Origin of the sequence: Nonomuraea sp. NPDC050547, from assembly GCF_044457345.1 — a bacterium.
Taxonomy (GTDB): domain Bacteria; phylum Actinomycetota; class Actinomycetes; order Streptosporangiales; family Streptosporangiaceae; genus Nonomuraea.
Genome location: NZ_JBITGW010000025.1, coordinates 149,535 through 175,257, shown reverse-complemented (window position 1 = coordinate 175,257; position 25,723 = coordinate 149,535). Strand labels below are relative to the sequence as shown.

General features: G+C 72.7%; 20 protein-coding genes. 10 read left to right on the top strand and 10 right to left on the bottom strand.

Features of this window, described 5'->3' with window-relative positions; genetic code table 11:
- The first annotated feature begins 33 nt into the window (after positions 1–33).
- From ACIBHY_RS47185 to ACIBHY_RS47170, 4 genes are read left to right on the top strand one after another with little or no spacing between them, the layout of a single operon-like run.
- Positions 34–831 carry a hypothetical protein gene (locus ACIBHY_RS47185; protein ID WP_397310181.1) on the top strand — a complete coding sequence of 266 codons (798 nt, stop codon included), beginning with the start codon at positions 34–36 and terminating at the stop codon, positions 829–831.
- A complete protein-coding gene (locus ACIBHY_RS47180) occupies positions 828–2,468 on the top strand; it encodes a peptidoglycan-binding protein (RefSeq protein WP_397310180.1) in 1,641 nt (546 codons plus the stop codon). The genes ACIBHY_RS47185 and ACIBHY_RS47180 overlap by 4 nt, the downstream gene beginning before the upstream one ends.
- On the top strand, positions 2,461–3,138 hold the full coding sequence (locus tag ACIBHY_RS47175; RefSeq protein WP_397310179.1) for an ABC transporter ATP-binding protein: 678 nt from the start codon (positions 2,461–2,463) through the stop codon (positions 3,136–3,138). The genes ACIBHY_RS47180 and ACIBHY_RS47175 overlap by 8 nt, the downstream gene beginning before the upstream one ends.
- The gene (locus ACIBHY_RS47170; protein ID WP_397310178.1) at positions 3,125–4,300 is read left to right on the top strand and encodes an ABC transporter permease; all 1,176 of its coding nucleotides are present in this window, start codon (positions 3,125–3,127) and stop codon (positions 4,298–4,300) included. Before ACIBHY_RS47175 ends, ACIBHY_RS47170 begins: the two co-directional genes overlap by 14 nt.
- A gap of 31 nt (positions 4,301–4,331) precedes the next feature.
- Here ACIBHY_RS47170 and ACIBHY_RS47165 read toward each other — a convergent pair whose 3' ends face one another.
- Positions 4,332–5,885, bottom strand: a complete 1,554-nt coding sequence (locus ACIBHY_RS47165) for a PucR family transcriptional regulator (RefSeq protein WP_397310177.1) — start codon at positions 5,883–5,885, stop codon at positions 4,332–4,334.
- Positions 5,886–5,984: 99 nt separating this feature from the next.
- Between ACIBHY_RS47165 and ACIBHY_RS47160 the strand changes: the two genes are divergently transcribed.
- Complete coding sequence (locus tag ACIBHY_RS47160; protein ID WP_397251867.1) at positions 5,985–6,509, top strand: DinB family protein; 525 nt, start codon at positions 5,985–5,987, stop codon at positions 6,507–6,509.
- On the opposite strand, the gene ACIBHY_RS47155 is transcribed toward ACIBHY_RS47160, so the two are convergent.
- Complete coding sequence (locus ACIBHY_RS47155; protein WP_397251868.1) at positions 6,502–7,248, bottom strand: TetR/AcrR family transcriptional regulator; 747 nt, start codon at positions 7,246–7,248, stop codon at positions 6,502–6,504. The two genes, ACIBHY_RS47160 and ACIBHY_RS47155, sit on opposite strands and share 8 nt — an antisense overlap.
- 49 nt (positions 7,249–7,297) lie before the next feature.
- Between ACIBHY_RS47155 and ACIBHY_RS47150 the strand changes: the two genes are divergently transcribed.
- Complete coding sequence (locus tag ACIBHY_RS47150) at positions 7,298–8,236, top strand: ATP-binding cassette domain-containing protein (protein WP_397251869.1); 939 nt, start codon at positions 7,298–7,300, stop codon at positions 8,234–8,236.
- On the top strand, positions 8,233–9,009 hold the full coding sequence (locus tag ACIBHY_RS47145; protein WP_397310176.1) for an ABC transporter permease: 777 nt from the start codon (positions 8,233–8,235) through the stop codon (positions 9,007–9,009). The genes ACIBHY_RS47150 and ACIBHY_RS47145 overlap by 4 nt, the downstream gene beginning before the upstream one ends.
- Positions 9,010–9,011: 2 nt before the next feature.
- On the opposite strand, the gene ACIBHY_RS47140 is transcribed toward ACIBHY_RS47145, so the two are convergent.
- Genes ACIBHY_RS47140 through ACIBHY_RS47125 form a run of 4 tightly spaced genes read right to left on the bottom strand, consistent with a single transcriptional unit; the run spans position 9,012 to position 14,771 of the window.
- Positions 9,012–11,675 (bottom strand): ATP-binding cassette domain-containing protein, encoded by a 2,664-nt coding sequence (locus ACIBHY_RS47140; RefSeq protein ID WP_397310175.1) that lies wholly within the window; start codon positions 11,673–11,675, stop codon positions 9,012–9,014.
- Positions 11,672–12,832: an OmpA family protein gene (locus tag ACIBHY_RS47135; protein ID WP_397251872.1), complete on the bottom strand. Its 1,161-nt coding sequence runs from the start codon at positions 12,830–12,832 to the stop codon at positions 11,672–11,674. Before ACIBHY_RS47135 ends, ACIBHY_RS47140 begins: the two co-directional genes overlap by 4 nt.
- Positions 12,829–14,025 (bottom strand): hypothetical protein, encoded by a 1,197-nt coding sequence (locus tag ACIBHY_RS47130; RefSeq protein ID WP_397310174.1) that lies wholly within the window; start codon positions 14,023–14,025, stop codon positions 12,829–12,831. The genes ACIBHY_RS47135 and ACIBHY_RS47130 overlap by 4 nt, the downstream gene beginning before the upstream one ends.
- Positions 14,022–14,771, bottom strand: a complete 750-nt coding sequence (locus tag ACIBHY_RS47125; RefSeq protein WP_397310173.1) for a hypothetical protein — start codon at positions 14,769–14,771, stop codon at positions 14,022–14,024. Before ACIBHY_RS47125 ends, ACIBHY_RS47130 begins: the two co-directional genes overlap by 4 nt.
- Before the next feature lie 84 nt (positions 14,772–14,855).
- Between ACIBHY_RS47125 and ACIBHY_RS47120 the strand changes: the two genes are divergently transcribed.
- The gene (locus tag ACIBHY_RS47120) at positions 14,856–15,572 is read left to right on the top strand and encodes an NUDIX hydrolase (protein WP_397251875.1); all 717 of its coding nucleotides are present in this window, start codon (positions 14,856–14,858) and stop codon (positions 15,570–15,572) included.
- Between the two features lie 170 nt (positions 15,573–15,742).
- On the opposite strand, the gene ACIBHY_RS47115 is transcribed toward ACIBHY_RS47120, so the two are convergent.
- Both ACIBHY_RS47115 and ACIBHY_RS47110 read right to left on the bottom strand, forming a co-directional pair.
- Positions 15,743–17,647 (bottom strand): hypothetical protein, encoded by a 1,905-nt coding sequence (locus tag ACIBHY_RS47115; protein ID WP_397310172.1) that lies wholly within the window; start codon positions 17,645–17,647, stop codon positions 15,743–15,745.
- 15 nt (positions 17,648–17,662) lie between these two features.
- Entirely contained in the window at positions 17,663–18,190 is a 528-nt protein-coding gene (locus ACIBHY_RS47110) for a hypothetical protein (RefSeq protein WP_397251877.1), read from the bottom strand.
- 88 nt (positions 18,191–18,278) lie between these two features.
- Between ACIBHY_RS47110 and ACIBHY_RS47105 the strand changes: the two genes are divergently transcribed.
- The gene (locus ACIBHY_RS47105) at positions 18,279–19,973 is read left to right on the top strand and encodes a hypothetical protein (RefSeq protein WP_397310171.1); all 1,695 of its coding nucleotides are present in this window, start codon (positions 18,279–18,281) and stop codon (positions 19,971–19,973) included.
- Here the strand turns inward: ACIBHY_RS47105 and ACIBHY_RS47100 are convergent.
- Positions 19,948–22,572: an AAA family ATPase gene (locus ACIBHY_RS47100; protein WP_397310170.1), complete on the bottom strand. Its 2,625-nt coding sequence runs from the start codon at positions 22,570–22,572 to the stop codon at positions 19,948–19,950. The genes ACIBHY_RS47105 and ACIBHY_RS47100 overlap by 26 nt on opposite strands.
- A 68-nt stretch (positions 22,573–22,640) precedes the next feature.
- Here ACIBHY_RS47100 and ACIBHY_RS47095 point away from each other — a divergent pair, with 68 nt between their 5' ends.
- The gene (locus tag ACIBHY_RS47095) at positions 22,641–23,732 is read left to right on the top strand and encodes an epoxide hydrolase family protein (protein ID WP_397310169.1); all 1,092 of its coding nucleotides are present in this window, start codon (positions 22,641–22,643) and stop codon (positions 23,730–23,732) included.
- Here the strand turns inward: ACIBHY_RS47095 and ACIBHY_RS47090 are convergent.
- Complete coding sequence (locus ACIBHY_RS47090) at positions 23,729–25,522, bottom strand: APC family permease (RefSeq protein WP_397310168.1); 1,794 nt, start codon at positions 25,520–25,522, stop codon at positions 23,729–23,731. The genes ACIBHY_RS47095 and ACIBHY_RS47090 overlap by 4 nt on opposite strands.
- Positions 25,523–25,723: the final 201 nt, after the last annotated feature.

Here is a 25,723-nt window from a genome sequence, read left to right as displayed (position 1 = left end):
GGGCGGATGAACGCGGGGGCCAGAGTGTCCGGCATGAAGAAGCGACTGGCCGTCTGCGGCCTGCTGGGGCTGGCGCTGCTGGCGGGGTGCGGTGCAGAGAGTACGGCTGCCGCCCCGGAGTCCGGGGCGAAGGACAAACGGCACGAGCGGGAAACACTGATCGCGGACTGCATGAAGCAGAAGGGCTTCAAATATGTGATCCACGTGCCGCCGTTCAAGCAGTCCGACCTTCAGAAGCGGGTGGCGAGCGGCGACTACGCGAGTTTGAAGGAGGTCCGGTCCAAGCATGGGTACGGGGCCTTTTCCCGGTTTGTCTATAAGGACGAGGGGGGCGAGCCGGAGAGGAAGGATCCCAACGAGGCCATCAAGGCGGGGTTGGACAAGGGGCAGCGGGAGGCGTACGAGCTGCAGACGAAGACCTGCTACACCACCGCGGTCAAGCAGGTCTTCGGCTTCGAGGTCAAGTCCTTGGCCGACTTCTCGGACATGACGGCCAAGGAGATCGAGAAGGTGGACAGGGAGCTCAACGGCGACGCCAAGCTCAACGAGCTGGCCGGGCCGTTCGCGCAGTGCCTGACCGGCAAGGGGGAGAAGGTCAGCTCCAGCAAGCCTCTCGACCTGGTCAACAGGGGTCCGATGGAGTGGGAGGAACTGGTCGCCAAGCAGAAGGAGCCCTCGGCGGCGGAGGCGCGGCCGTACCTGACGAGAGAGATCAAGTCGGCGCTGACCGACCTGGAGTGCGGCAAGGAGTTCTATGCCGCGTTCAACCCTCTGAGCACGCGGCTCAACACCGAGGCGCGGCTGAAGTTCGGCTTCCTTCCGCAGTCGTGAGGAAGAAGAAGCTGCTGGCCGTGCTGGCCGGCGTCGTCGTGGTCGCGGGGGCGGGCTGGGGGGTGAGCACGCGGCTGCGCTCGCCGGCGGACGAGGCCGCGCTGCGCACGCCGCCCAAGCCGTCGCTGGTCACCGCGCTGGTGGAGCGCCGCAAGCTGGTCAGCACCGTGGTCGTCGCGGGCACTCTGGAGTACGGCTCGCCGCAGCCGATCATGCTGGCCGGAGTCGTCGGCGGCAGTGAGGCACTCCAGCGCGCCACCCGCGCCCCGCGGCCGGGAAAGGTCAGGAACGGCGGGACGCTCATGGAGGTGAACGGCCGCCCGGTCTTCGCCTTCACCGGCAAGGTGCCGATGCACCGCACGCTGGCCCCGGGCACCAAAGGCGACGACGTCCGGCAGTTGCAGCGGGCGCTGCGGGTGCGGGTGTCGGGCGTGTTCGATCCGGCCACGGTCGCGGCGGTGACGCGCTTCTACGCCAAGAAGGGGTACGCGGCGCAGCAGCCCACGATCGAGGCCAGGCAGCGGCGTGACGAACTTCGCCGGGCCGTACAGACTGCTCAGGAAGTGCTGGCCGACCAGCGCAAGGCCCTGGAGCAGGGGCGGGACGTGGGGCCGCTCAAGCTCAAGCTGGCCAACGCCGAGCAGGACCTCCGGGACGCCGGCCGGGCTCTGGACGAGGCGGCCCACTTCACCCCCGAGGACGCGGCCAAGGTGGAGGCGGCCGAGGCCGCCGTACGGACGGCTGAGGAGAAGTTGCTTGAGGCCGAGCAGGAGGCGAGCCGGCCGGAGCCCAGCCCCTCGCCGACCCCGTCGGACGGCAGGCTGAAGGAGCTGCGCGTCGCCAACGCGCGCGCCGACCTGGACGCCGCGCGCCGGGCGCTCGACCGCGTCCAGGTGGAGGCGGAGCAGGCGCGCGAGCGCCGGCTGACCGAGGCGCGCAAGGCGGTACGGCTCGCCCGCGAGGCCCTCGCCACGGCCGACCAGGCGTTGCGGCAGGCCAGGCAGTTGTCCCCGGTCAAGCTCAAGGTGGCAGGGGCGCAGAAGGACCTGGCCGCGGCCAGGGCGATCCTCGCGGAGTACACGCTCACCTACGGCACGACCGTCCCCGCGGGCGAGGTGGTGTTCCTGCCGAAACTGCCGGCCCGGCTGCACAAGGCGGCGGTCAAGGCGGGCGGGGTGGTGGACAAGGCGTTCGCCACGGTGACGAGCTCGACGTTCGTGGTGTCCGGCTCGGTGGAGACGGCGGAGGCGAAGTTGTTGAAGCACGGGCTGGCGGCGGTGATCGAGACCGAGGCGGGCAAGGCCATTCCCGCCACCGTCAGCTCGGTAGGAGCGGGCAAGGCCAAGCTCGGCTCGGAGGCTGTGCTGATCACGCCCAAGTCGATGGCCGGTCTCAAGGGCCTGTCCGGCGCGGGTGTCACCGTGCGGGTGACGGTCGGCGTGACCCGGGAGAAGGTCCTGTCGGTGCCGGTCGCGGCCGTGGTCACGGCGGCGGACGGCCGGCCGCGGGTGCAGGTCGAGGTCGGTAAGGACCGGACGAAGGAGGTCGAGGTACGCACCGGGCTGACCGCCGACGGCGACGTCGAGGTCACCGGCGAGCTCAAGGAGGGCGACCGGGTGGTGGTCGGCGGTGCCTGAGGCGGTGATCGAGCTGACCGAGCTGACCAAGGAGTTCCCCGCCGACCCGCCGGTGCTCGGGCTGTCACGGGTGTCGTTGCGCGTGCACGCGGCCGACTACGTGGCGGTGGTCGGCCCGTCCGGATCGGGCAAGTCGACGCTGCTGAACGTGCTGGGCATGCTGGACCGTCCCACCTCGGGCAGCTACCGGCTGGACGGCATCGAGACCACCTCGATGCCCGACAGCGCGCGGACCAGGCTGCGCGGCAGCCGTATCGGCTTCGTGTTCCAGTCCTTCCACCTGCTCGCTCACCGCAGCGTGGTGGAGAACGTCATGCTGGCCGAGGTGTACGGCGGGCGCGAACGCAAAACCCGCAGAGCCCGCGCCCTGGAACAACTGGACCGGGTCGGCCTCTCCCACCGGGTGGACTTCCCGCCCGAACGGCTGTCCGGCGGCGAACGCCAGCGCGCCGCCATCGCCCGCGCCCTGCTCGGCGAGCCTTCGCTGCTGCTGTGCGACGAGCCGACCGGCGCGCTGGACAGCAAGAACACCGAGGCCGTGCTCGCCCTGTTCGACGATCTGTGCGCGCAGGGGATGACGATCGTCGTCATCACCCACGAGAACGAGGTGAGCGGCAGGGCTCGGCGCCGGCTGCGGATCACGGACGGAGTGCTCAGTGAAGATCCTTGACCTGTGGGCCGAGGCGGCGGCCGGCCTGCTGGCCCGTCCGGTCCGCTCGGCGCTGACCGCTCTGGGGACGGTGCTGGGCATCGCCACCCTCGTCATCACGCTGGGCACCGCCGCCACCGCCGGCAACCAGATCGTCGGCCGCTTCGACGAGCTGACCGCCACCTCCGTCACCGTGGACGTCCCGGCAGACGACCGTCCGCTGGTCGGGTGGGGCGACGTGGCGGAGGTGACGCGCCTGCGCGGGGTGACCTCGGCCGCCGCGGTGGCCGAGGCCAAGGAGAGCGCCAACATCAGCGTCCGGGCCAACGAACTCGTCGATCCGAGCCGGATGACCGAGCTGACGCTGACCGTGGTCGCCAGCAGTCCCGGGCTGCCCTCGGCGGTGAAGGGCCGCATGGTCCAGGGCCGCTACTTCGACGCCGGGCATCTGGCCCGCGGGGACAAGGTGGTGGTGCTGGGCGAGCGGGCGGCGCAACTGCTCGGGGTGACGCGGCTCGACCGCGCTCCGGCCGTGTTCATCGGTACGCACGCGTACACCGTCATCGGGGTGCTCGGCGACCTGCGGCGGGAGAAGAGCCTGGGCAGCGCGGTCCTGCTGCCGCCCACCATCGGCCAGCGCTTCGGCCTGCGCGAGGTGACCCGCGTGCTGATCAACACCAGCATCGGCGCGGCCGACCTCATCGCGAAGCAGGCGCCGCTCGCGCTCAGCCCCGGCAACGCGGCCATGCTGCAGGTGACCGCCCCGCAGAGCCCGACCAGGGCACGCGACGGGGTCGAGAACGACGTCAACGCGCTCTTCCTGATCCTCGGCCTGGTCTCGCTCGTCGTGGGCGCGGTCGGCATCGCGAACGTCACGCTGGTCACGGTCATGGAACGCGTCACCGAGATCGGCCTGCGCCGCGCGCTGGGCGCGGCCCGCCGCCATGTGGCCGCCCAGTTCCTGCTGGAGTCGTCGTTGACCGGCCTCACCGGCGGCGTGATCGGCGCGTCCGTGGGGGTGGTGGCGATCGTGGTGATCTGCGCGATCAAGCAGTGGACCCCCGTTCTGGACGTACGGCTGGCCGTCGCGGCCCCGATCGCGGGCGCCTTGGTCGGCCTGCTCGCCGGCCTCTACCCAGCCCTCCGAGCCGCCCGAATGGAACCCGTAGACGCCCTACGCTGACCCCGCGACGGTCGCCGAGGTGGCCGGGGGGTCAAGGGTGGGGTTGGGTGAGGCGGAGGCGGAGCCAGGTGGTGAGGCGGGCGTCGGGGGTGGAGAGGTCGTAGCCGGAGGATTCCAGGCGCCGCAGCCGGTAACGGAGGGTGTTGGGGTGGACGGCCAGGGTCGCGGCGGCGGCGCGGATGTCGCCGTGGGCCTCCAGCCAGGCCGTGACCGTCTCCTCCCCCGCGGGCGGGGTGAAGGTGTGGAGCAGGAGGTCCGGGTGGGCGGACAGCAGGGATTGGAGTTCGATGAGGGCGGCGGCGGGCCGTACCTCGTCGATGGTGGCCACCCGCGCGCCCGAGGAACGCAGCACGGTGAGCACCAGGTCGGCGTGGCGCAGGGAGACGGTCAGGGTGTCGGCCGTGGCGAGGGAGCCCACGGCGGCGGTCAGGCGGTGGCGGGGGGCCAGACGGCCGGCCAGGTCGGCGGCGGTGTCGCGGGCGGTGCGGAGGTCGGGCGCCGGCAGGAGGCAGTAGACGGTGTGGTCGCGCAGGACGCAGGCGGCCGAGCGGCGGTAGGCGTCCAGGTAGGTGGCCACGGCGTCGAGCAGGTGCTCGGGCTGGCCCTGTGAGGTGATGGCCAGCACCGCCAGGCCGGTACGGGGCAGGCCCAGGCGGCGGCAGGCGGCGGCGTCGCCGTCCAGGGCGTCGCCGACGAGGCGGCCGCGGCGTTCGCGGTCGGCGTCGCGGGCGGTGCGGGCACGCAGCAGGTGGGCCCCGGCCAGGCGGGCGAACTCCTCCGCGAGCACGAGGCGCTCTTCCGGCAGCCGCTCGTGGCCTTCGAGTATCCAGAGCATGCCGAGCGGCTCGGGTCCGCTGCGGATGCCCACGCCGATGCGCCAGACGCGCTGTTCCGGGTTGTCGAACGGCTCGCCGGTGTGAAAGCGCAGCGCCTGCTGGGTGGTGAGGAGCAGGCGGCGGGTCTCGCGCGGCGCGTTGGAGGCGGGCACGGATTTGGTGAGGATGACCTGGCGCTGGAGTTCGTCGTTGACCTGGCCGGGCACGGCCGAGTACGCCAGCAGCCGCCATTCGGTGTCCAGGATGCCCACGGGCCGGTCGAAGGTCTCGGCGATGACGTTGACCAGCGCGTTCAGGTCGCCGAGCGGCACGCTGCCGAGGTCGCGGCCGGGCGCTTCGAGCAGGCCGGGGGCGGAGATCAGGCTGTCGCCGAGCAGCACGGCGTCCTCGACCATCGTGTGCAGGAGGCTCCACGGCATCTGCGTGTGCAGCGCGACCAGGGCGATCCCGGCCGCGCGGGCGGCGGGCGCCAGCCTTTTCGCGTCGGCGACGTCGGCGCGCACGACCGCCGCGGCGGCTCCGGTCAGACCGTGCAGCGTCGCCTCGGCGTCCGGCGAGCCGGCGGTCAGGCCGACGAGCAGGACCAGCGTTCCCGGGCGGGGCGCCTCGTCGAGCACCGGGTCCAGGATGGCGGGCCCTGACACCGGCACGTCCACGCCGTGCGGCGCCTCGACGACCGTGACGTACTGCGGGCCGATCCGCTCGATCACCTGGGCGAGCGACGGCTCCAGATATTCGACCTGCTCCATCCTTGAAGTATCGGCCAGGGGTGAGGATGCTTCATCGTCGAATCGGCCAACGCTTTATCCCGTTGGCGAGCGCGGGGCGCGTGTCTAGGATCGCTGACCATGGTCACCGAACGCGCGGAACTGCTCGTCCATCAGCTCGACATCGCCTGGGCGCTGTTCGAGTACCACCTTGACGGGCTGGACGACGAGGTGGCGCTCTGGGAGCCGGCCGCCCACAGCTGGAACGTCCGGCTCGGCGCGGACGGGCACTGGGTGGCCGACTGGGCCGACAGCGAGCCGGACCCCGTGCCGGCGATGTCGGCCGGCTGGGTGATGTGGCACATGGGCTACTGGTGGACGACCACGCTGGGCCACTGCTTCGGTGACGGCGCTCCCGAGCGCGAGGAGATCGTCTGGCCGGGCGGCGCCGCCGAGGCGGCCGAGTGGCTGCGCGGGCTCAAGGACGCCTGGCGCGAAGGGCTGCTCGGGCTCACCGACGCCGAACTCGACTCCGGCGACAAGGTCGCGAAACTGCCCTGGGGGCAGGGCCAGACGATGGCGGGCGTCGCCGGATGGCTGATCGTGGAGCTGACGAAGAACGTCGCAGAAGTGGGGTACGTCCGCATCCTGCGCGCGGCTAGCTGACGCCGCCCCGGCGGGCGATCAGCTGTTCCACGCCGTCGAGCAGCAGGTTGAGGCCGAACAGGAAGTCGTCGTCGTTCACCCAGCCCTCGGCGCCGGAGAAGACGCCGCCGCGCACGGCGGCGGACAGGGCGGGGTAGGTCGCCGGGTCGAGGACCTCGGCGAGCGCGGCGCCGAACTCGTCGGCGCCGGAGATCCCGGCCTTCTCGTACGCGGGGTCGCCGGCCCCGTAGACCACGGCGGCGTCGGTCAGCGCGTACCCGGTCAGGGTGCTGGCCACGTTGACCCGCTCACCGTCGTCCAGCCCGGTGCCGTCGAGGGCGACCAGGACGCGGTCGAGCCAGAGCAGCCGGCGCGGGCCCATCGGCGGCACGAACGGGCTGATCGCCAGCACCCACGGGTGTTCGAGGATGATGCCGCGCTGGGCACGGGTCCAGGTGGCGAGGTATTCGCGCCATGGCCGCCCCGCCGGGTCGGGCGGCAGCGGAGCCACGGCGTCGGCCATCGCGGTGAGCAGGTCTTCCTTGCTGCCGACGTATCGGTAGAGCGCGGTCGCCGCGACCCCCACGCGTGAGGCGACGCTCGCCATCGACACTCCGCCGATACCGTCGGCGTCGGCGAGTTCGATGGCGGCGGCGGTGATCATGGCCAGGTCGAGTCGTGGCCGCGGCCCCCGCCGGGGCGCGGGCTCGCGGCCCCACATCCGCCCGATGACGGGGGGCAGTGACCGTTCCTGGTCCATCGAGGTCCTCCCTTGACTCACTCCTAGGATTCTGCATTATCTTAAAACTATGAACGTCATACACAGTACGTCATTCACAGATGCCATCGTGGCGCGGGGCCTGGTGAAGTCGTTCGGGGACACGCGGGTGCTCGGCGGGATCGACCTGACCGTGCCCACGGGCTCGCTGCTGGCGCTGCTCGGGCCCAACGGCTCGGGGAAGACGACGACAGTGCGCATCCTGACCACGCTGCTGGCTCCGGACGGCGGCAGCGCGATCGTGGGCGGACACGACGTGGTGCGCGACGGCGTCGCCGTACGGCGGGCCATCGGCCTGACCGCCCAGCAGGCCACCGTGGACGACCTGCTCACCGGCAGGGAGAACCTCGAACTGTTCGCCGGCCTCTACCACCTCGGCCGCCGCCAGGGCCGGCGGCGGACGCAGGAGCTCCTGGAGCGCTTCGACCTGGCCAACGCCGCCAACCGCCGCGTAGGCACCTACTCGGGCGGCATGCGCCGCCGCCTCGACCTGGCGGCCAGCATGGTGTCGGCGCCACGCATCCTCTTCCTCGACGAGCCGACCACGGGCCTGGACCCCCGCAGCCGGGTGGAGCTGTGGGCGGTGATCCGCGAACTGCTCGCCGCGGGGACGAGCATCCTGCTGACCACGCAATACCTGGAGGAGGCCGACCAGCTAGCCGACCGGGTCGCGGTGATCAACCGGGGCCGGGTCGTGGCCGACGGACCCCCCGAGGCGCTGAAGCGCCAGGTGGGCGCCGAGCGCCTCGTACTGCGCCTGGCGCCGGCGGACGTGCCGCGGGCGAGCGCCCTGCTGTCCGCTCCGGGCGGGGCGGACCCGGCCGAGATCACGCTGGCCGTCCAGGGGCCCGACCACCTCAGGCACACCCTGGACGAACTACACCGGGCGGGCATCCCCGTCGACCGCGTCGAGCTGCGCACGCCCACCCTCGACGACGTCTTCTTCGAGCTCACGGCGGTGGCGGCATGAGCGCGCCCCTGACCGCCGTGGCCGACCTGCGCCGCCTGGTCACCCGCGACCTGCGCCGCGAGCTGCGCACGCCGGACAGCCTGATCGTCAACATCGCGCTGCCGGTGATCATCATGGTGTTGTTCGTGTACGTGTTCGGCGGCGCGATCACCACGGGGTCGAGCGGGCTGGACTACATCGACTTCGTCGTGCCCGCCGTCCTGCTGATGTCCTGCGGGTACGGCTCCGCCCTCACCGCCGTGGCCATAGCCGACGACATGACCGGGGGCATGATCGACCGCTTCCGCACGCTCCCGATCAGCGGCTGGACGGTGCCGGCCGGGCACGTGGTGGCCTCGATGGCGCGCAACGTCGTGGCGTCCGCGATCGCGCTGGCCGCCGCGGTCGCGCTCGGCTTCCGGCCCTCGGCCTCGCTCGCCGAGTGGGCACTGGTGCTGGCGCTGGTGGCGGCGTACATCCTGGCGATGTCGTCGCTGGCGGTGATCTGGGGGCTGGCCGTGCGCTCGACGCAGGCGGCGGGGGCGTTCAGCTTCGTCGTGCTGTTCCTGCCGTACCTGTCCAACGGGGTGGTCCCGGCCGAGACGATGCCGCCGGTGCTGCGCGCCTTCGCCACCCACCAGCCGGTCACGTCGGTGGTGGACACGCTGCGCGCGCTGCTCCTGGACCTGCCGATGGGCTCGTCGGCGGCGGTGGCGGCCGCCTGGCTCGGGGGCGCGGTCGCGGTCAGCATCCCGATCGCGGCCGTCCTGTTCAGGCGGCGGACCGCCAGGTGATCTCACCCCCAGCCGACGCCGCGTCCGGGGGTGAGGCGGGCCGAGAGCACCGCGACGGCGACCAGGGAGTAGGCGACCGCCAGCGCGGCGCACATGGCCAGGTCGAAGAACCACTGCCCGGAGGTGTGCGCCCACAGGGCCTCCCGCTTGCCGGGCAGGCCGGTCAGGGAGGCGGCGGCGGCCAGGCCCCAGCGGTCGGGCAGCAGCGCGGCGGTCACGGCGAGCGCGCCGCCGCCGGACAGGTCCGCGGTGGAGCCGTTCAGGGCGATCTGGGCGACCGAGGTGAGGGTGACGGCGAGCACGGCCTGCTCCAGCTTGCGCACCGAGACCGAGATGAGCAGCCCGAGTGACATGGCCGAAACCGACAGCACCGCCAGCACCACGAAGAGGTCCGGCGTGGGCGTCGTCCACAGGGACGCCGCCGGTCCCGGGCGGATCCAGGTGAAGACCAGTGTCATGATCAGCGCCTGCAGGATCGCCACGGAGGCGAAGACCTGCCATTTCGCCACGAGCACGGCGCTGACCAGGACACCGGTGCGGTGTTCGCGGGTGATCGTGCCCATCTCGGCGACGATGTCGCTGTAGGTGAGCGCCTGCCCGCTGAGCATCGCCAGCGTGGTGAGCAGGCTGATCGCGGTGACCGCGTCGCCCGAGGCGCCCTTGCCGAGGCCGTCGGGGCCGGTGACCCAGGCGGCCAGCGCCGCGGAACCGGCCGCGACCAGGAACGGCATCAACGCCACCGCCCATCTCCTGACCGGCCCGGTCGAACCGGCCCGTACGCCGCGGGTGGCCAGCAGCGCGACCTGGCGCGACAGCAGCACGCGCCACTGGCGGGTGAACGTGGCCGGCGACCGTCTGCGCTTGACACGCGGGCCCGGCCGGGCATCGGCGCCGCTCGCCCGGATGTGGGCGGCGGCGTCGCGGGCTTCGGCGTCGGCGTGGCGGCTGCCGTACCGGAGGGCGAAGGCGTCGGCCTGGACGTCGAGGTCCTTCATCAGCGCGGCCCAGCGCTCGCGCTCAAGGTCGGGCAGGACCCGCTCGGGCGGGCCGTAGAAGACGGGCCTGCCCTGTTTGACCACGACGAGGACCTGGTGGGCCTGGCCGAGGTGTTCGATGGCGTGTGTGACGATCATGACGGTGGCCTCGTGGGTCTCGGCGTAGTCGCGCAGGAAGGTCATCACCTCGTGGTCGAGCCCGGGGTCCAGGCCCGAGGTCGGCTCGTCGAGGAGCAGGAGTGTCGGCTTGTTCAGCAGTTCCATCGCGATCGACACGCGGCGCTGCTGGCCGCCCGACAGGGCGCTGACGCGGTAGTGGCGGCGTTCGTCGAGCTTGAGGTCGCGGCAGACCTCGCCCACGCGCGTCCCGGCGCGGCGGCCCGGCCCGCGCAGGCGGTAGGCGTAGCGCAGGAGCTGGTCGACGGTGAGCGTGGCGAGCAGGTCGGTGCCCTGCGGCACGAACCCCAGCCGCTCCCTGATCTGCGGCCCGTGCGCGGCCGGCGACAGCCCCTCGAAGTACAGCTCGCCCGCGCTCAGCGGCAGCTCACCCAGCAGCGCGCTGAACAACGAGCTCTTGCCCGCCCCCGACGGCCCGAGTATCGCCAGCAGCGTGCTCTCCGGCTGCACGAACGACATGTCCCTGATCCGGTAGTACCGGTCGGTGCTCGCCTCCAGCCCGAGTGCGACGACCTTGCGTTCGCCGAGCCTGCTGACGTCGAGCGCGTCGAGGCCGGGCAGCACGTAGTAGCGGTACTCGCCGAAGTCGAAGTGGTCGCCCGGCGCGAGCAGCGCCTCGCGTACCGCGCCGCCGCCGATGTAGGGGCCGTTGCCCCGGCCGAAGTCGCGCAGCCGCAGGTGCTCGCCGTCGCGGGCGAGGCGGAAGTGCCTGGGCGCCGCATAAGGCTCCCCCAGCCGGTACGGCTGCGCCGCGTCGGCCCCGAACACGTTGTCCCCCGGCCGCAGGGCGATGCGGAAGGCCGGCGGGCGTACCGGCTCCACCTCGACCGGCGGCGCCACCGTGGCCGCCCGCCTGACCCAGGCCGGCGCCTGCCCGCCGAAGCGGAGCTGGTCGGCGACCCACGCCTTGTCCGGGTGGAAGCGCAGCAGGGAACGCAGGTAGGCGTCGAGTCTGCGGCCGTACAGGCGTTCGGCCAGCCGTACCCGGGCAGAGGCGACCTCCAGCGACTGCTCGCGCAGCGCCTCGGTCCGCACCAGGTCGGCGGTGGCCGCGTCGAGCGCGGCCCTGGCGCGCGCGGCCGCCTCGCGGGCGGCGGCGAGCCGGCGGGCGCGATAACGGCGGCGGCGCTCACGCACGGCGGCGTCGTCGAGCCCGGTGTCGCCGGGACGCCGCTCACGCTCCTCCTCCGCGGTGAGCGGACGTTCGAGCGCGGCCACCCTGGCGTCGGCCAGCCGGCACGTCTCGCGGGCGGCCGCCTCACGGGAGCCGGCCTCGGCGATCAGGCCGGGCAGCGGCGCGACCTGGCGCTGGTGGCGGATGTACTCCTGGTGGTAGACCTGCTGCGCCTCGCCGATAATGACGTCGCGGTGCGGCGAGCTGATCGGCTGGGGCCGCGGGACCTTCGGACGGTCGGGGATCTGGCGCAGGCCGTCGCGCAGACCGTGCCACCAGTCGCTCCAGCGGGTACGCACGTCGTAGGCGAGCGGTTTCATGGTTTCTGGCATTGTTCCCGCCGGATGACGACCTTGCGGTTCTGGTTGGCCTTGGCCGGGTCGAGCCGGCCGTCGGGCAGGGTGTCGTCGACGTGGTCCGGCCAGTCGGTGGCGACGCCCCTGGCGGTGATCTTGTTCTCCGGGACGCCCAGGGAGACGAGGATCTGCTTGACCTTGTCCGCCCTGGCCTGGGAGAGCGGGCGGTTGATCGCGTCGCCGCCCTCGGAGGAGGTGGTGCCGATCAGCTCGACGGGCCGGGCGGCGCCGGCCAGGTCGGGGGCGAGCCCGCGCAGCGTGGCCGTGGCCGCGGCGGGGTGGCGGAAGTCCGCCCTGCCGCGGATGAAGCCGACGTCTCCGGCGTTCTGCAGGACGACGTCGCCGCAGGGCCGTATCGGCGTCGGCGTGGGCATGGCGATCGTCGCGACCGGGGGCAGTCCCGGCATGGCCGAGGGCTGACCGGGGCCCGTCGTGATCTCGGCGCAGGCGGCGCCCGCGGCCGTGGCGGCCTTGGTCCAGATCTCGCCCAGGTTCTCGCTCACCCTCGGCGGCAGGTCGATCTGCGGGTCGGCGGCCAGCCCCAGCCCGTCGAACAGCACGCGCCGCCCGGTCAGGTCGGGCAGCAGCTTGCCGCCGACGAGATGGTCGGTGAGGTCGTCGGGGTCGGCGTCCAGCACGCCGTCCTGGGTGAAGTCCAGGTCGCCCATGGTGGCCAGCGCGGAGTCGACCACGACGACGCTGCCGCCCTCCCCCGCCATGCGGGCGGCCACCTCCAGCGCCTTGAGCACGTCCGCCTCCGCCTTCACGGCCCTGGCCTGCGCGTTGATCGCGGCGGAGATGTCGGTGACGCGCCGGTTCACGCTCGCCTCCAGCGCGGGCGTGTTGGCGGCGGTGGAGGTGAACCGGGTGGAGTAGATCGGCTGCGGGTCCCCGTCGAGCCGGACGGCGTACACGCTGTGGCGCGCCATGAGGACCTTCCTGATGAGGGCGTTGAGCTCGGGAGAGATCACGGGCGCGGGCGAGTTCGACCGGGCGCCGATCACCAGCGCCAGCGAGCCGCCGTCGCCCACGCAGGCCAGCGGCTTGGCGGGCGGCTGGTCCACGCCGCACGCGGTCAGCGCGGCCGTCATGGCGACGCCCGCGAGCACGGTTCTTCTCATGGGTCCTTCTTCCAGTGCGGGCGGTGGTCGGACTGGAACATCGCGTTGGTGGCGCTGGGATCCTGGTGGTAGGCCGCGTGGTGGACCCGGACCATCTGCTTCAGCTCCTCGGCGAGCGCGGCGCGGGTCCCCATCTCGGCCAGATGCCGCTGCCTGGCCTCGCGCAACTCCTCCGCGTACTGCGTGCGCTCGCTCTGCGCCCTGCTCAGCCGGGCGCTGGAGGCCGCGGCGGCCTCGGTGACCGTGCGCAGGTTGCGCATCGCGCGGGCGTAGTCGGAGCGGGCCGGATGCGTGGTCAGGTAGCCGCCGAGCGCGGCGACCAGGCCGGTCGCCAGGTAGAGCGCGAGGAAGACGCCGGCCGTCCCGAGGGCGGCGGGCAGGTCGGGCGCGGCGGCGGGGCCGCCGATGACGATCGCGGGCGGCTCGCCGGCGTCGCCGAAGAAGTAGCGCAGCGCGGCGGCGCCCACACCCAGCACCAGCCAGACCAGGAAGCAGAGCACGACCCATCGGATCCTCCGCTTGGTCCCGGCGCTCGCCTCGCGGGCCTGGACGCCGATCTGGTGGCTCAGGTACAGGGCGGTGGTGGTCAGCCCGGCCGCGATCAGCGCCCCGGCCATCGGGGGCAGGTCCGCCAGCAGGATCTGCATGACCTGCCAGAACGCGGCGGCGTCCGCGCCCGCGGCCATCACCAGCGCCACCACGTGCAGGAACGTCGCCGGTGAGCGCCCGGCCAGCAACGGCGGATCGGCGAACCCAGGCCGCGCAGGATCCTGGCCGGCCAGGCGGTCCCTGGCCGAGTCCACCGCGGTCCTGGCGTCGGCCAGGCGGCGCTGGAGGTAGGCGTCGCTCTTCTCGTACTGGGCGAGGGCCGGCTCGATCGTGTTGAGCCTGACCACGCTCTCCACCTGGAAACCCGCGTACTCGGCGGCGGCCTGGTGCTGCCACGTCTCGTGCCAGGCGTTGATCAGGTTGTCGAGCGCTCCCCCGGTCAGCTCGTCGGTGCCGGGCGCCAGCCGGTCGGCGTACGACTGGGTCAGCACCAGATGTCCCGCCCGGTCGACCGGCGTCGGCCGGAAACTGTTGCGGGGCGGTGGCGGCGCGTGCGCCTCCTGGAACGGCATGCCGCCCAGGCCGGTGATGCGCAGGTCCCGCCTGCGCAGCCACCACCGCCTGAGCGTCTGGAACACCCTCATGCGCTCTCCGTCGGTTCGTCGCGGATCCATTCGGGCAGTTCTGGCGCGCTCAGCTTGAGCAGCAGGTTGAGCAGCCCGGGATCGGGATGCCGGGCCAGCAGCCCGGTCAGATACACCGCGCGCCGCCGCCGGAAGTGCTCGTGCACGCGCAGCGCCCGTGCCCGCGCCACACTCGGCCGCAGCGCCTGCCGCTCGGCGAGCGAGACGGCCCGCTCTCTCTGCTCGTCGAGGCGCGCGTGCAGGTCCTCGAAGGCGCGCAGCGCCCGTAGCCGGGTGTTCTCTCGTGCGGTACGGCGGCGCCGTTCGATCAGCGCGTCGGGATGGGTGAGCGGGTCGAGCTCGGCCGGTCCCCTGCGCAGGTCGTCCTCGGTCAGGGGCCGTGCGCCCTCCTCCACGGCCAGGTGCAGCCGGCGCCTGGCCTCCTCCAGCTCCCTGGCCAGCGCGTCCTTGGCGGCCACGGCCTGGCCGTGCAGCTCGCCGAGCCTGGCCAGCTCGTCGTCCCTGGCGACCCGCTCGGCGGCGATGCGTTCGAGCGCCTCGCTGGTCAGCATGGCCAGGTAGGCGGTCTCGGGTGCGGGCGCGCCGTCCTCGCCCTTCTCGGCCACGTGGCGCAGGAGCTCGGCCAGAAGTTTGCGCCGGCCGTCGCGCTTTCCCGCGGACTGGTCGGCGCGCCGTGTTTCCGGCGGGTAGGGGATGGCTTCCTCGGGAGGGCCCGCCCAGCTCGCCGTGTCACCTATATCACCCATCAGGCTTATCTCTAACTTTAGGTCGATGTGACCTTATCAATCGGGCGATGTTTAGGTCAAGGTGACCTTAGGTATTCTCTTAGGGTGTCCAAGTACGACGGGACGGCGCCGGTCGCGGTGACGGTCGATCTGGTGATCTTCACGCTCCGCGAATCCGCCCTGCAGGTCCTTCTCATCGAGCGCGGCAAGCCACCCTTCATGGGCGGGCTCGCGCTGCCGGGCGGCTTCGTCCGCGATCACGAGGACCTGCGCGGGGCCGCGCTGCGCGAACTGGGCGAGGAGACCGGGGTCGACGGCGGCAAGCTCCACCTGGAGCAGCTCCGCACCTTCGGCACCCCGGGCCGCGACCCCAGAGTCCGCACCTTCACCGTCGCCTACCTGGCCCTCGGCCCCGACCTGCCCGCCCCCGTAGCCGGCACCGACGCCGCCCACGCCCGCTGGATGCCCGTGGCCCAGGCGCTGTCGCCGTCGGTCGAGCTGGCCTTCGACCACCAGGCGATCCTGCGGGAGGGGCTGGACCGGGCGCGGGGCAAGCTGGAGTACACGACCGTGGCGGCGGCCTTCTGCCAGGAGCCGTTCACGCTGGCCGACCTGCGGCACGTGTACGAGGTGGTGTGGGACCTGGACCTCGACCCCAGCAACTTCCGGCGCAAGGTTTTGAAGGCCGACGACTTCGTGGTGCCTACCGGGGCGTTCCGGGCTCCGGAGGTGGGCCGGCCCGCCGAACTGTACCGCCGAGGCCGAGCCGAAATCCTCTACCCCCCCATGGTCCGCACCACCACCCCACCCACCCCCACCTGACCCACAACACACCACCCACCTGCCCCCTCACCAGCGACACCTCACCCCGGCCACCGCTCCCGCCTTGGCCACCGGCCCGGGAGCGCCCGCTCCCAGCCCCGGCCACCCTCGCGACCGCCCCGACCCCCTGCTCCGTGTACTCCGCGGCCGGCACCCCTAAGCCGCCCGGGTCAGGTGGGGGTGGGTGGGGTGTCCAGGGCGCCCAGGGTGATCAGGTGGAGGACGAACTCGGCGGCGTTGCGGGCCGCCCTCGCCTGGTGGCGCTTGGTCTTGCCCACTCCCCAGTCGCTGATCGCCTTGATGACGATCCAGTCGGCCCGGTGTTTCGCGGCGGCGGCGTACACCCCGGCGCCTTCCATCTCGCCGCCCAGCGCGTCGGGGTGGGCGGCGATCAGGCGGTTCCGTTCCTCCTCGGAGTTGAGCAGCGTGTTGCCGGAGAGCATGACTCCTATGTGGGGCTTCACGGCGTCCACCGCGTAGCAGGCGTTGAGCAGTTTGACCGACGGCTCCGCGCGGGCGCCCCTCGGGATCTCGACCGGGCCCGACTCGCCGTCGACGATCTTCTTGAGGTCCAGGACCCGGAGCTGGCCGGCGACCAGTACGTCGCCGATCCGCTGCGGGCCCTTGCGCAGCCCGTAACAGATGCCGGTGAGGATGACGTAGTCCGGCCGCAGGTCCTCGATGAGGGTCTGGGCGGTGAGCATGGCGCCGGCGGTGGCGGTGGTGCCGGGTTCGGATCGGGCGAGCAGGATGGTGGCCTTGCTGACCACGCCGAGGTTGAAGACGACGTGCGGGCCACGGAAGTCCACCTCGGGCGCGTGTTCGGTGTGTACGCGCACCACGGCCTTGACCTGCTCGTACTCCACGCTGGTGGCCACCAGGAGCAGTACCTTCGTCGTGGCGTCCATCGCGGTCAGCTCCTTGTCGAGGTTGGCGCGGCGACGGCGGCGGGCCGCCAGGTACCAGCGGCCCGCGGTCAGCGTGACCAGGACGCCGGCGAGGGCCATGACGCTGGTGAGCCAGCCGACGACGACCGCCTGGGGCGTCTGGGGGCTCAGGCCGGGCGGGTCGGTCAGCAGGACGCGCTGGGAGAGCCAGCGCACGGCCGCCCAGTAGGTGGCGGGACGGCCGGCGCAGTCGTTCCCGCAGGCCTCGGCCTCGAAGTCGGCCACCGGCAGCGCCCCGCAGAGCACGACGGTGATGCCGGCGAACACGTACAACAGGAACCCGGAGGCGGCGTCGCGTTCGGTGGGCTCCTGGGGGCGCGGCCGGGGCAGGGAGATCAGGAACGCCAGGCCGTCCCCCTGGTCGTCGAGACGGGCGTGCCGCGCCCGGGTGAGGAAGGCGGCGCGCATGGCGTCCGTGGTGACGCCGTTCAGCACGCAGACGAGGCTGCCGCGGTCGTCGCCCCAGCCTTTGGGCAGGGCCGCGAGACGGTCCACGATCTGCCTGATCAGCAGCTCGGCGTGCTCGGGCCGCGCCTGGTGGCAGAGCGCGACGGACCAGTGCTCGTCGCGCAGTTCCTCGGTGGTGACGCGGTGGTCGCGGCCGCGTTCCACGACCGGGCGTACGGCCTTCCACAGCAGGTTGATCGTCATGGCCAGCATGACGACGGCCACATGGCAGACGGCCAGTACGGGCAGGGCGATCACCACGACCACCGTCAACCCGCGCTGGGCCACCACCAGCGGGATGAACGCCAGGCTGAGCACGATCATCACCGCGGGCAGGACGAAGGCGACGAGCAGGTCCCAGCGCCGGTCGGCCCGGCGTAACCACCCGCCTCTGGTGCCGGGGGGCGGGCGGCGGCCCAGCGGGGGTTCCAGCACCGCGAACTCGTTCTCTCCGCGCCAGACGAGGCGGCCTTCGAGGGCGGCGCCGTACAGCTGGAGTGACAGCGGAGTGCGGGAGCGGATGGCGCCGGAGATGCCGCGCGGCCGGACGGTGCGCCGGACCTGGCGGCCGTGTTCGGCGGCGCGGACGGCTCTTGCGGCGGACCTTGCCTGGGCGAAGGTCACGGCGGGCGCGTAGGCGCGGCCCGTGCCTGGACGAGGGTCAGCGTTGTCCGCGGACATGGTCGATCGTAGGCATCAGACCTGCCCGTTCATGGTGTTTCTGATGAAGTGGGCGCCCAGGATCAGGGTTCCGCTCGCCTCGACCGCGATGAGCATCATGAGTCCGGCGGAGTGCGGGGCGTTCATCCAGGCGACCGAGAGTGCTATGAAGGCGGTGAGGCAGAACAGGGTGAGGTCCACGGCGAGCTGGAGGATCTTGCGCTGCCCCCGGCGCGGGTCGCCGCGGTGGCGGTGTTCCCAGGTGAACACGCCGTCGGGCGGGTGGCCGAGCCGTACCAGCTCGGGCGTGATCGCGTGCTGGATGTGCCGTCCGATGGCGGTGATGCGGTCGTCGTTGATGAGATAGGTCCAGCCGAGGATCATGCAGACCGGCGGGAGCAGGGTGAGCATGGCGGACGCGCCCGTCTCGATGGCCCCCGCGATCACCAGGGCGAACGCGCCGAGCGAGGTGTAGACGAGGTTGTCGCGGGTGGAGATGCGCAGCCGCTGCTCTTCTTTGAGGTGCTCGTACTCCAGGAGCAGCAGGCCCGAGTCGTCCCGCATGCAGCCTCCTTCCCGTTTTAGGTCAGTTCGACTATAAGGAATGCCGTACGATAAGGTCAAGGTGACCTTTAAAGCGAAAGGCGAGCCGATGACGTGGTGGCTGGGCGAGGACGGGTCCCCGCGCGACCTGGTGGTCGTGCTGACGGCACTGCCCCTGGAGGCCGACGCGGTCCGCCGCCGGATGCGCGACGTGGAACGCAGCACGCACCCGTCGGGCACGGTCTTCCACGTCGGCGAGCTGCCTGACGTGCGGACCAAGGTCGTGCTCGGGATCACCGGCGACGGCACCAAGGAGGCCGCGATCATCACCGAGCGGGCGATCGAGACGTTCCGGCCCGCCGCCGTCCTGCTGGTCGGCGTGGCCGGGGCGCTCAAGGACGGCGTCGAGCTCGGCGACGTCGTCGTGGCCAAGCGCGTGCACTGCTACTCCGGCGGCAAGGAGACGGCCGACGGGCTGCTGTCGCGCCCGCGCACGTGGGACGCGGGGTATCGCCTCCTCGCCCTCACCTACGACCTCGACGTCGACTGGCCGGGCGAGGCGCCGCGGGTGCACCACAAGCCGATCGCCTCCGGCGACACGCTGCTGGCCAGCCGCGTCGGCCCGCTCTCCGCCCTGCTGAACGAGCGCTTCGAGGACGCGGTGGCCATCGAGATGGAGGGTGCGGGCGTGGCCATCAGCGCGCAGCAGCGCGAGACCAACGCGCTGGCCATCCGCGGCATCAGCGACCGCGCCGACGAACGGAAGCAGGCGGCCGACGCGGGCGGCTCGCAGGAGCGCGCCGCCGCCAACGCCGCCGCCTTCGCCGTCGCCCTGATCACCGCCTACGCCGCCACGCTCAAGAAGGTCAAGAAGGTCAAGCCCGTGCCCGGCCACCTCGGCGGGGAGATCCTGGCGGCCAGGCTCGGCGGCGCGGTCACCAGCCTGTGCTTCGGGCCCGGCCGTACGCTGCTGGCCGCCGCGCTGAGCGGGCCTATCCGCCGCTGGCGGCTCGACGACGGCGAGGAACTGCCCCCGATCCACGCGGCCACCTGGATGCCGCCGCGCTACGGCGTACGCGTGGCCGCCTCCCCCGGCGGCGGCCCGGTCGTGGTCCGCGACGGCTACCAGCTGCTCGCCCTGCGCCCGGACGAGCCGGATCACCCGCCGATCTCCCTGGGCAGTGTCACCTACCCCGGCGACCTCTACTTCGCCAGCACCGCCTCCTACGCGCTGCTGTCCTGGGCCACGATCTTCCGCCTCCGCTCGACCGCGACCGGCACCGACCTGCTCTCCTTCACCGCCGTCGCGGCCTCGATCTCAGCCGACGAGAGCACGCTTGCCGTCGCGAAGGGCCTGGTCAGCGGCGGCAGGCACGTCCAGGTCTACCGGCTGCGGCCCGGCCAGGCCCCCGTGCCCACCGGGCCGCCGATCGAGCTTCACCAGGCGGCCGGCATGGCGCTGCAGATCGCGCTGTCCCCCGACGGCGCCATGCTCGGCGGCATGACCGCGCGCTGGGCCGGCGTCTTCGACGTGGAGCGCGGCGTGCCGATCATGCCGAGGTCGGGCGGCGGGGACCTGTGGAGCCAGTTCTTCCCCGAGGCGATGAGCCTGGTGTGCACCCCGCGCGGTCGGCTGCTGCACATGAGCAAGGGCAAGGTGCTCCAGCTCGACGTCAACAGCCGCGGCGACGCGCCCTTCCTGCCCGGCGGCGGCGGGTACCGGCGCCTGGTCATGAGCCCGGACGGGCTGCTGGCCACCGGCGACGCGTCCGGCTGGGTCAGGGTGCGTCCCTGGCAGGACTGAACTCCGGCAGCGCGGCCAGTTCGGTGCGCGAGCTCACGCCCAGCTTGGGGAAGGCCTTGTAGAGGTGCTGGCCCACGGTCCGCGGGCTGAGGAAGAGCCGGGCGGCGATCTCCCGGTTGGCCAGTCCCTGCGCCGCGAGCTGCACGATCTGCCGCTCCTGCGGGGTGAGCGCGGCCAGCGGGTCGCGCGCGCCGGAGCGCGAGGTGGACCATCCGGCCGCGTCGAGCTCGGCCCTGGCCCGCGCCGACCACGGGTGGGCGCCGAGCCGATCGAAGGTCTGCAGCGCGGAGGTCAGCGGCGGGCGGGCGTCCACGCGCCGGCGGGCCCGGCGGAGCCACTCGCCGTAGAGCAACTGGGTGCGCGCCTGCTCGAACGGGCGCGTGTGCAGCGCGAGCGCACGCGTGAAGTGCTCCTCCGCCGGTTCGGCCAGGGCGCGGCAGCGGTGGGCGAGCGCGTGCGCCCACGGCTGGTCGAGGATGGCCGTCCACTCGGCGAACCTGGCCAGCGGCTCGACCGCCCGGGTCGGCCGGCCGCAGCGCACCGCCGCCTCCACCAGGTCGGGGACGACGCGCATGGCGGAGATCTGGTTGCGGGCCCTGCCGTACAGGAGGTCCTCGAAGGCGAGCAGCGCCGGCTCGGCGCGGCCGAGACCGAGGTCCAGCAGCGCCCGCGCCTCGCCGAATCCCGCGCACGCGCTCGCGTCGCCCTCGATCGCGCCCAGGTAGGCCAGCAGCGCGCCGGCCTGCGTCGCCCACTGCGGCTGGGCCGTGTCGCGGGCGATCCGCACCGCCTCGCCGGCGTGGGCGCGGGCGTCGGCGTGCCAGCCGAGCGCGAGCTGAGTGCTCGCCAGGTACGTCAGGGACTGCGGCAACAGGCCGACCCGGCTCTCCTCCCTGGCCTGGGCGGTGGCCCGGGTCGCCAGGTCGTGGGTCTGCCGGTCGGGCTGGGCCAGCCCCAGCGCCCCGACCAGCAGCAACCCCCGCCGGTCGAGCTCGGCCAGCTCGCGCCCGGCGGCCACCACCTCGGGCAGCGGCGGCAGCCCTTCGGCGGGACGGCGCAAAGCGAGCGCGGCGAACCACCGGCACAGCTGGTACACCGGCGTCACCGGATCGTCCTCCGGCAGCCGCAGGCCGGCGAGCTGCCGGTCGGTCCTGGCGGCCATGTCGCGGTCGCCGTCGAGCCAGACGAGCGAGGAGGCGTCGAGCAGCAGCCAGACCGCGGCCCGGGGATCGTCGCCGGCGAGGCGGTCGATGCCGATCGACAGCTGCGCGTGGGCGCTCGGCAGCAGTCCGAGCCCGTAGTCGGCGCAGGCGCGCACCCGGATCAGGCGGGCGGCCAGCGCCGGGTCGGCGTAGGCGCCGGTGGCGTGCTCGGCGATGGCGCGGGCGTGGTCGAAGCGCCCGCCGTACTCGGCCGCCTCGGCGGCCAGCGTGAGCCGCCTGGCGCGGTCGTGCGCGCCGGCGCTGAGCTCGGCGGCCCGCTGGTAGGCGGCGGAGGCGGCCGCTCCGCCGCCGCGCTCGGCCGCGCGCTTGGCCGTGCCCTCCAGCTCGTCGGCGAGTTTCTCGTCGGGCGCGGTCGCGGCGGCCGCCTGGTGCCAGGCCCGCCGGTCGGCGTCGCGCGGGTCGGTCAGGGCTCCGGCCAGGGCAGCGTGTACGGCCAGCCGTACCTCGTCACCGGCGGCGCCCTGAACGGCGGCCCGCACGAGCGGATGCCGGAACCCCAGGCGGCGCCCCTCGACCGTGATCAGCCCGCTCTCCCTGATCACCGCCAGGTCGGCGGTGGTGCCGCCCAGCTCGCGACCGGCGGCCAGCACGACGTCGAGGTGGCCGGTGCCGTCGAGGGCGGCCACGGTCAGCAGTGTCCTGGCGGCGGCGGGCAGCGCGTCCGCCCGGTGCTGGAACGCCTCCTGCAGCCGCCCGGTCAGCGGGTGCAGGCCGAGCGACTTGGGCAGTTCGACGAGGGCCAGCGGGTTGCCGCCCGCTTCGGCGAGCACGCGATGGCGCAGCTCGGACGGCAGGTCGCCGGCGGTGGCGTCGAGCAGGCCGGCGGCGTCCGCGGGATGCAGGGCGCCGAGCCTGACCTCGGACAGGCCGGGCGCGGGGAAGCCGGGCTCGCGGGCGGCGAACAGGAGGAAGACGCCGTCGGCGTCCAGGCGCCTGGCGGCCACGAGCAGCGCGTCGGCGGAGGCGTGGTCGAGCCAGTGGGCGTCGTCGACCAGGCAGAGCAGGCCGCCGTCCGCGGCCAGTTCCGACAGCAGGGACAGTACGCCGAGCCCGACGAGGAAGCGGTCGGCGGCGGCGGGACCGAGGCCGAAGGCGCCGCGCAGCGCGTCGGCCTGGGGCGGCGGCAGGTACGGCAGATGGCCGAGCACGGGCTGCAGCAGCAGGTGCAGCCCGGCGTAAGGCAGTTCGGCCTCGGCCTCGACACCGGCGCCGCGCAGGACGCGCATCGGTCCCGCGACGGAGGCGGCGTGGTCGAGGAGAGAGGTCTTGCCGATGCCGGGGTCGCCACGCAGCACCAGAGCGCCGCCGGCGCCCTCACGGGCCTCCGCCAGCAACTGGCTCAACGCGGCCTGCTCGCCGTCGCGCCCCCACAGCACGAGTCGCAGCCTATTACCTATGAGATGACTCATTCACCACATTTCGCCCGGGAACTAATGTCGCGGCCATGACGCCTTTCCGGATCGAGATCCCGCAAGAAGCCCTCGATGACCTGCGTGAACGACTGCTCCGTACGCGGTGGTCGCCCGAGCTGCCCGGCGCCGGCTGGGAACGCGGCGTACCCGTCGACTACCTCAAGGGCCTGGCCGACTACTGGGCCAACGACTTCGACTGGCGCAAGGCCGAGGCCGAGCTGAACCAGTGGCCCCAGTACCGGACCGAGATCGGCGGCCAGACGGTGCACTTCCGGCACCTCCGCGCCGAGCGCGAGGACGCGCTGCCGCTGCTGCTCCTGCACGACAACCCCGGCGGCGTCATCGGCCTGCTCGACGTCCTCACCCCGCTCTCTCGCGACTTCCACATCGTCGCGCCGACCATGCCGGGCTTCGGCTTCTCCACACCGGTGGCCGGCACCGGCTGGACGGTCCCGCGTACCGCCGGGGTGTTCGCGGAGCTGATGGCGCGCCTCGGCTACGAGCGCTACGGCGCCCACGGCGGAGGCGGCGGCGCCAACCTGTCCATGGAGCTGGGCCGCCAGGTTCCCGAGCGGCTGGCCGGGATCCACGTCAACGCCTACGTCACGATCCCGGCCGGGGACCTGCCCGAGCTGAACGAGGACGAGCAGCGGCGGCTGGGCCTCATCCAGCGCTTCATGCAGGACGGGATGGGGTTCAACATCATCATGACCACCCGGCCCCAGACCATCTCGCACGGCCTGCACGACTCCCCGGTCGGCCAGGCCGCGTGGATCGTGGAGAAGTTCAAGGAGTGGACGGACGGCAGCGCCGAGCTGCCCGAGGACGCCTTCTCCCGCGACCGCATCCTGACCGAGGTCAGCACCCAGTGGTTCACCGGCACCCAGGGCTCGATCTCGCAGAGCTACCGCGACGTCTCCGAGGACCCGAACGCCTGGGGCCCGAAGGCGCCTATCACGGTGCCGACCGCGTTCGCGGTGGCGGCCAGTGACGTGACCGTACGCGGCCTGGCCGAGCAGGAGACGAACGTGGCACGCTGGACCGAGTTCGACCGCGGCGGCGCGTACCTGGCGCTGGAGCAGCCCGACCTGCTCGTCGCCGACCTCCGAGCCTTCTTCGGCTAAACGTCCTGGCCCTCGACCGGCTCGGTCAGGCGGAAGCGCATCCGGCACACCACCGCGTCGGTACGCCTGCGCAGCGCCCTGGCCAGGACGGCCCCGCGCTGGTTCTGCAGCAGCCGCTGCCAGGCGTGCTCCGGCTCCACCTCGGCGATCAGCACGAACACGTGCGCCTCCGGCACCTGCTTGAGGTAGGTGACCAGCGGGTCGTCGAGGCGGCGCCGGGCGTCGAAGAGCTGGACCAGCTCCACCTCGGGATGCCAGAGCTCCCAGTCGGCGACGAAGAGGTGGGCGGCCCCCTCGTCCTCGGGGTGGGCGATGTTGACGGCCACCACGCGGTCGCCGAGCGAGAGGGCGGCGGCCAGCGCGTCGCGGCTGAGCCGGTTGACCGCGTGGACCGGCACCACGACCAGCGAGCGGCGCGGGCGCGGCGGGGTGGGCGTGCGGCCGAGTTCGAGCCGCTCGCCGATCCGCGCGTACGAGCGGTTGACCCACGTCATCGCCGCCACCATCAGCGGCAGGGCGACCACGATGAGCCAGCCGCCCTCGGTGAACTTCGAGACCGTCACCACGATCGCCGCCACGAACGTCAGCAGGGCGCCGAAGCCGTTCAGCGCCACCCGCCACCGCCAGCCCGCCGGGCGCCCGGCCAGCCAGTGGCGGACCATGCCGGTCTGGGAGAGCGTGAAGCCGACGAAGACGCCGATGGCGAACAGGGGCACGAGCAGGTTCATGTCGCCCTGGGCGGCGATCAGCAGGACGGCGCTGGTGACGGTGAGGAAGGCGATGCCGTACCGGTGGACCTGGCGGTCGGCGCGCAGCGCGAACAGATGCGGCAGGTTGTTGTCGGCGGCCAGCAACTGGGCCAGCACGGGCAGGCCGCCGAAGGAGGTGTTGGCGGCCAGCGCGAGCAGCACGACCGTGGAGAACTGCACCAGGTAGAACAGCCACCCGTCGCCCAACGCCGCCCGCGTGACCTGCGCGAGCACGGTCACCCCCTCGGCCGGGGCGATCGAGAACTTCTCGATCAGCGCCGCGATGCCGATCAGCATGACGGCCAGCAGCACGCCCAGCGCGACCTCGGCGTTCTGCGCCCGCCTGACCCTGGGCCGCTTGAACGAGGGCACCGCGTTGGCGATGGCCTCGACGCCGGTCAGCGAGGCGCAGCCGTTCGCGAACGCCTTCAGCAGCAGGAGCACGCCGACCGTCTGCAGGCTCGTGACGGTATGGCCGGGGTCGACGGCGGCCTCGCCACGGACCAGCCCGGCCACGATCACGAGCATGATCGAGCCGATGTAGATCAGCGTGGGCACGATGAACGCGCGGGCACTGTGGGCGATGCCCTTGAGGTTGATCGCGGTGATGAGCGCCAGCACCCCCAGGCACAGCCACACGGTGTACGGCAGCAGCCCGGGGAAGGCCGAGGTGAGCGCGGCGACGCCGGCCGCCACGGAAACGGCCACGTTGAGCACGTAGTCGATGATGAGCGAGGCCCCGGCCACCAGACCGGCCCCGCGTCCCAGGTGGGCCTTGGCCACGCCGTACGCGCCGCCGCCCTGCGGGAAGGCGGCGATGACCTGCCGGTAGGAGAAGGTCAGTACGGCCAGCAGCGCCGCGATGGTCAGCGTGACCGGGATGGTGAACCCGAGGCCGGCGCCGCCGGCGAGGGCCAGGACGAGCACGATCGCCTCGGGACCGTAGGCGACCGACGCCATCGCGTCCAGCGACAGCGCGGCCAGCCCGCCGATGACGCTCAGCCGATGCCGGTCACCGGAATGTTCTACTTCACGACTCACGGCCCCATACGAGCCCTATCGGGACATTTCACACAACCGTCATTGACGAGTTCGCGACGGCTTCTGCCCGGATAGCTGCGCGTCGTTGACACCTGGGGCGCGTCGCGTCAACGTTGCGGCCTGTCGCGTCGGGATCGCGTAGCGAACGCCCCCGGGGACTCGTCTCCGACTTAGCGTCACTGTCGTACGACGCATCCCAGG

Coding starts and splice junctions, on each gene's coding strand:
- ACIBHY_RS47125 (WP_397310173.1), bottom strand. CDS start 14,771: ATGGGTGATATAGGTGACACGGCGAGCTGGGCGGGCCCTCCCGAGGAA.
- ACIBHY_RS47185 (WP_397310181.1), top strand. CDS start 34: ATGAAGAAGCGACTGGCCGTCTGCGGCCTGCTGGGGCTGGCGCTGCTG.
- ACIBHY_RS47110 (WP_397251877.1), bottom strand. CDS start 18,190: ATGCGGGACGACTCGGGCCTGCTGCTCCTGGAGTACGAGCACCTCAAA.
- ACIBHY_RS47115 (WP_397310172.1), bottom strand. CDS start 17,647: ATGTCCGCGGACAACGCTGACCCTCGTCCAGGCACGGGCCGCGCCTAC.
- ACIBHY_RS47150 (WP_397251869.1), top strand. CDS start 7,298: ATGAACGTCATACACAGTACGTCATTCACAGATGCCATCGTGGCGCGG.
- ACIBHY_RS47135 (WP_397251872.1), bottom strand. CDS start 12,832: ATGAGAAGAACCGTGCTCGCGGGCGTCGCCATGACGGCCGCGCTGACC.
- ACIBHY_RS47160 (WP_397251867.1), top strand. CDS start 5,985: ATGGTCACCGAACGCGCGGAACTGCTCGTCCATCAGCTCGACATCGCC.
- ACIBHY_RS47155 (WP_397251868.1), bottom strand. CDS start 7,248: ATGGACCAGGAACGGTCACTGCCCCCCGTCATCGGGCGGATGTGGGGC.
- ACIBHY_RS47105 (WP_397310171.1), top strand. CDS start 18,279: ATGACGTGGTGGCTGGGCGAGGACGGGTCCCCGCGCGACCTGGTGGTC.
- ACIBHY_RS47140 (WP_397310175.1), bottom strand. CDS start 11,675: ATGAAACCGCTCGCCTACGACGTGCGTACCCGCTGGAGCGACTGGTGG.
- ACIBHY_RS47145 (WP_397310176.1), top strand. CDS start 8,233: ATGAGCGCGCCCCTGACCGCCGTGGCCGACCTGCGCCGCCTGGTCACC.
- ACIBHY_RS47165 (WP_397310177.1), bottom strand. CDS start 5,885: ATGGAGCAGGTCGAATATCTGGAGCCGTCGCTCGCCCAGGTGATCGAG.
- ACIBHY_RS47130 (WP_397310174.1), bottom strand. CDS start 14,025: ATGAGGGTGTTCCAGACGCTCAGGCGGTGGTGGCTGCGCAGGCGGGAC.
- ACIBHY_RS47095 (WP_397310169.1), top strand. CDS start 22,641: ATGACGCCTTTCCGGATCGAGATCCCGCAAGAAGCCCTCGATGACCTG.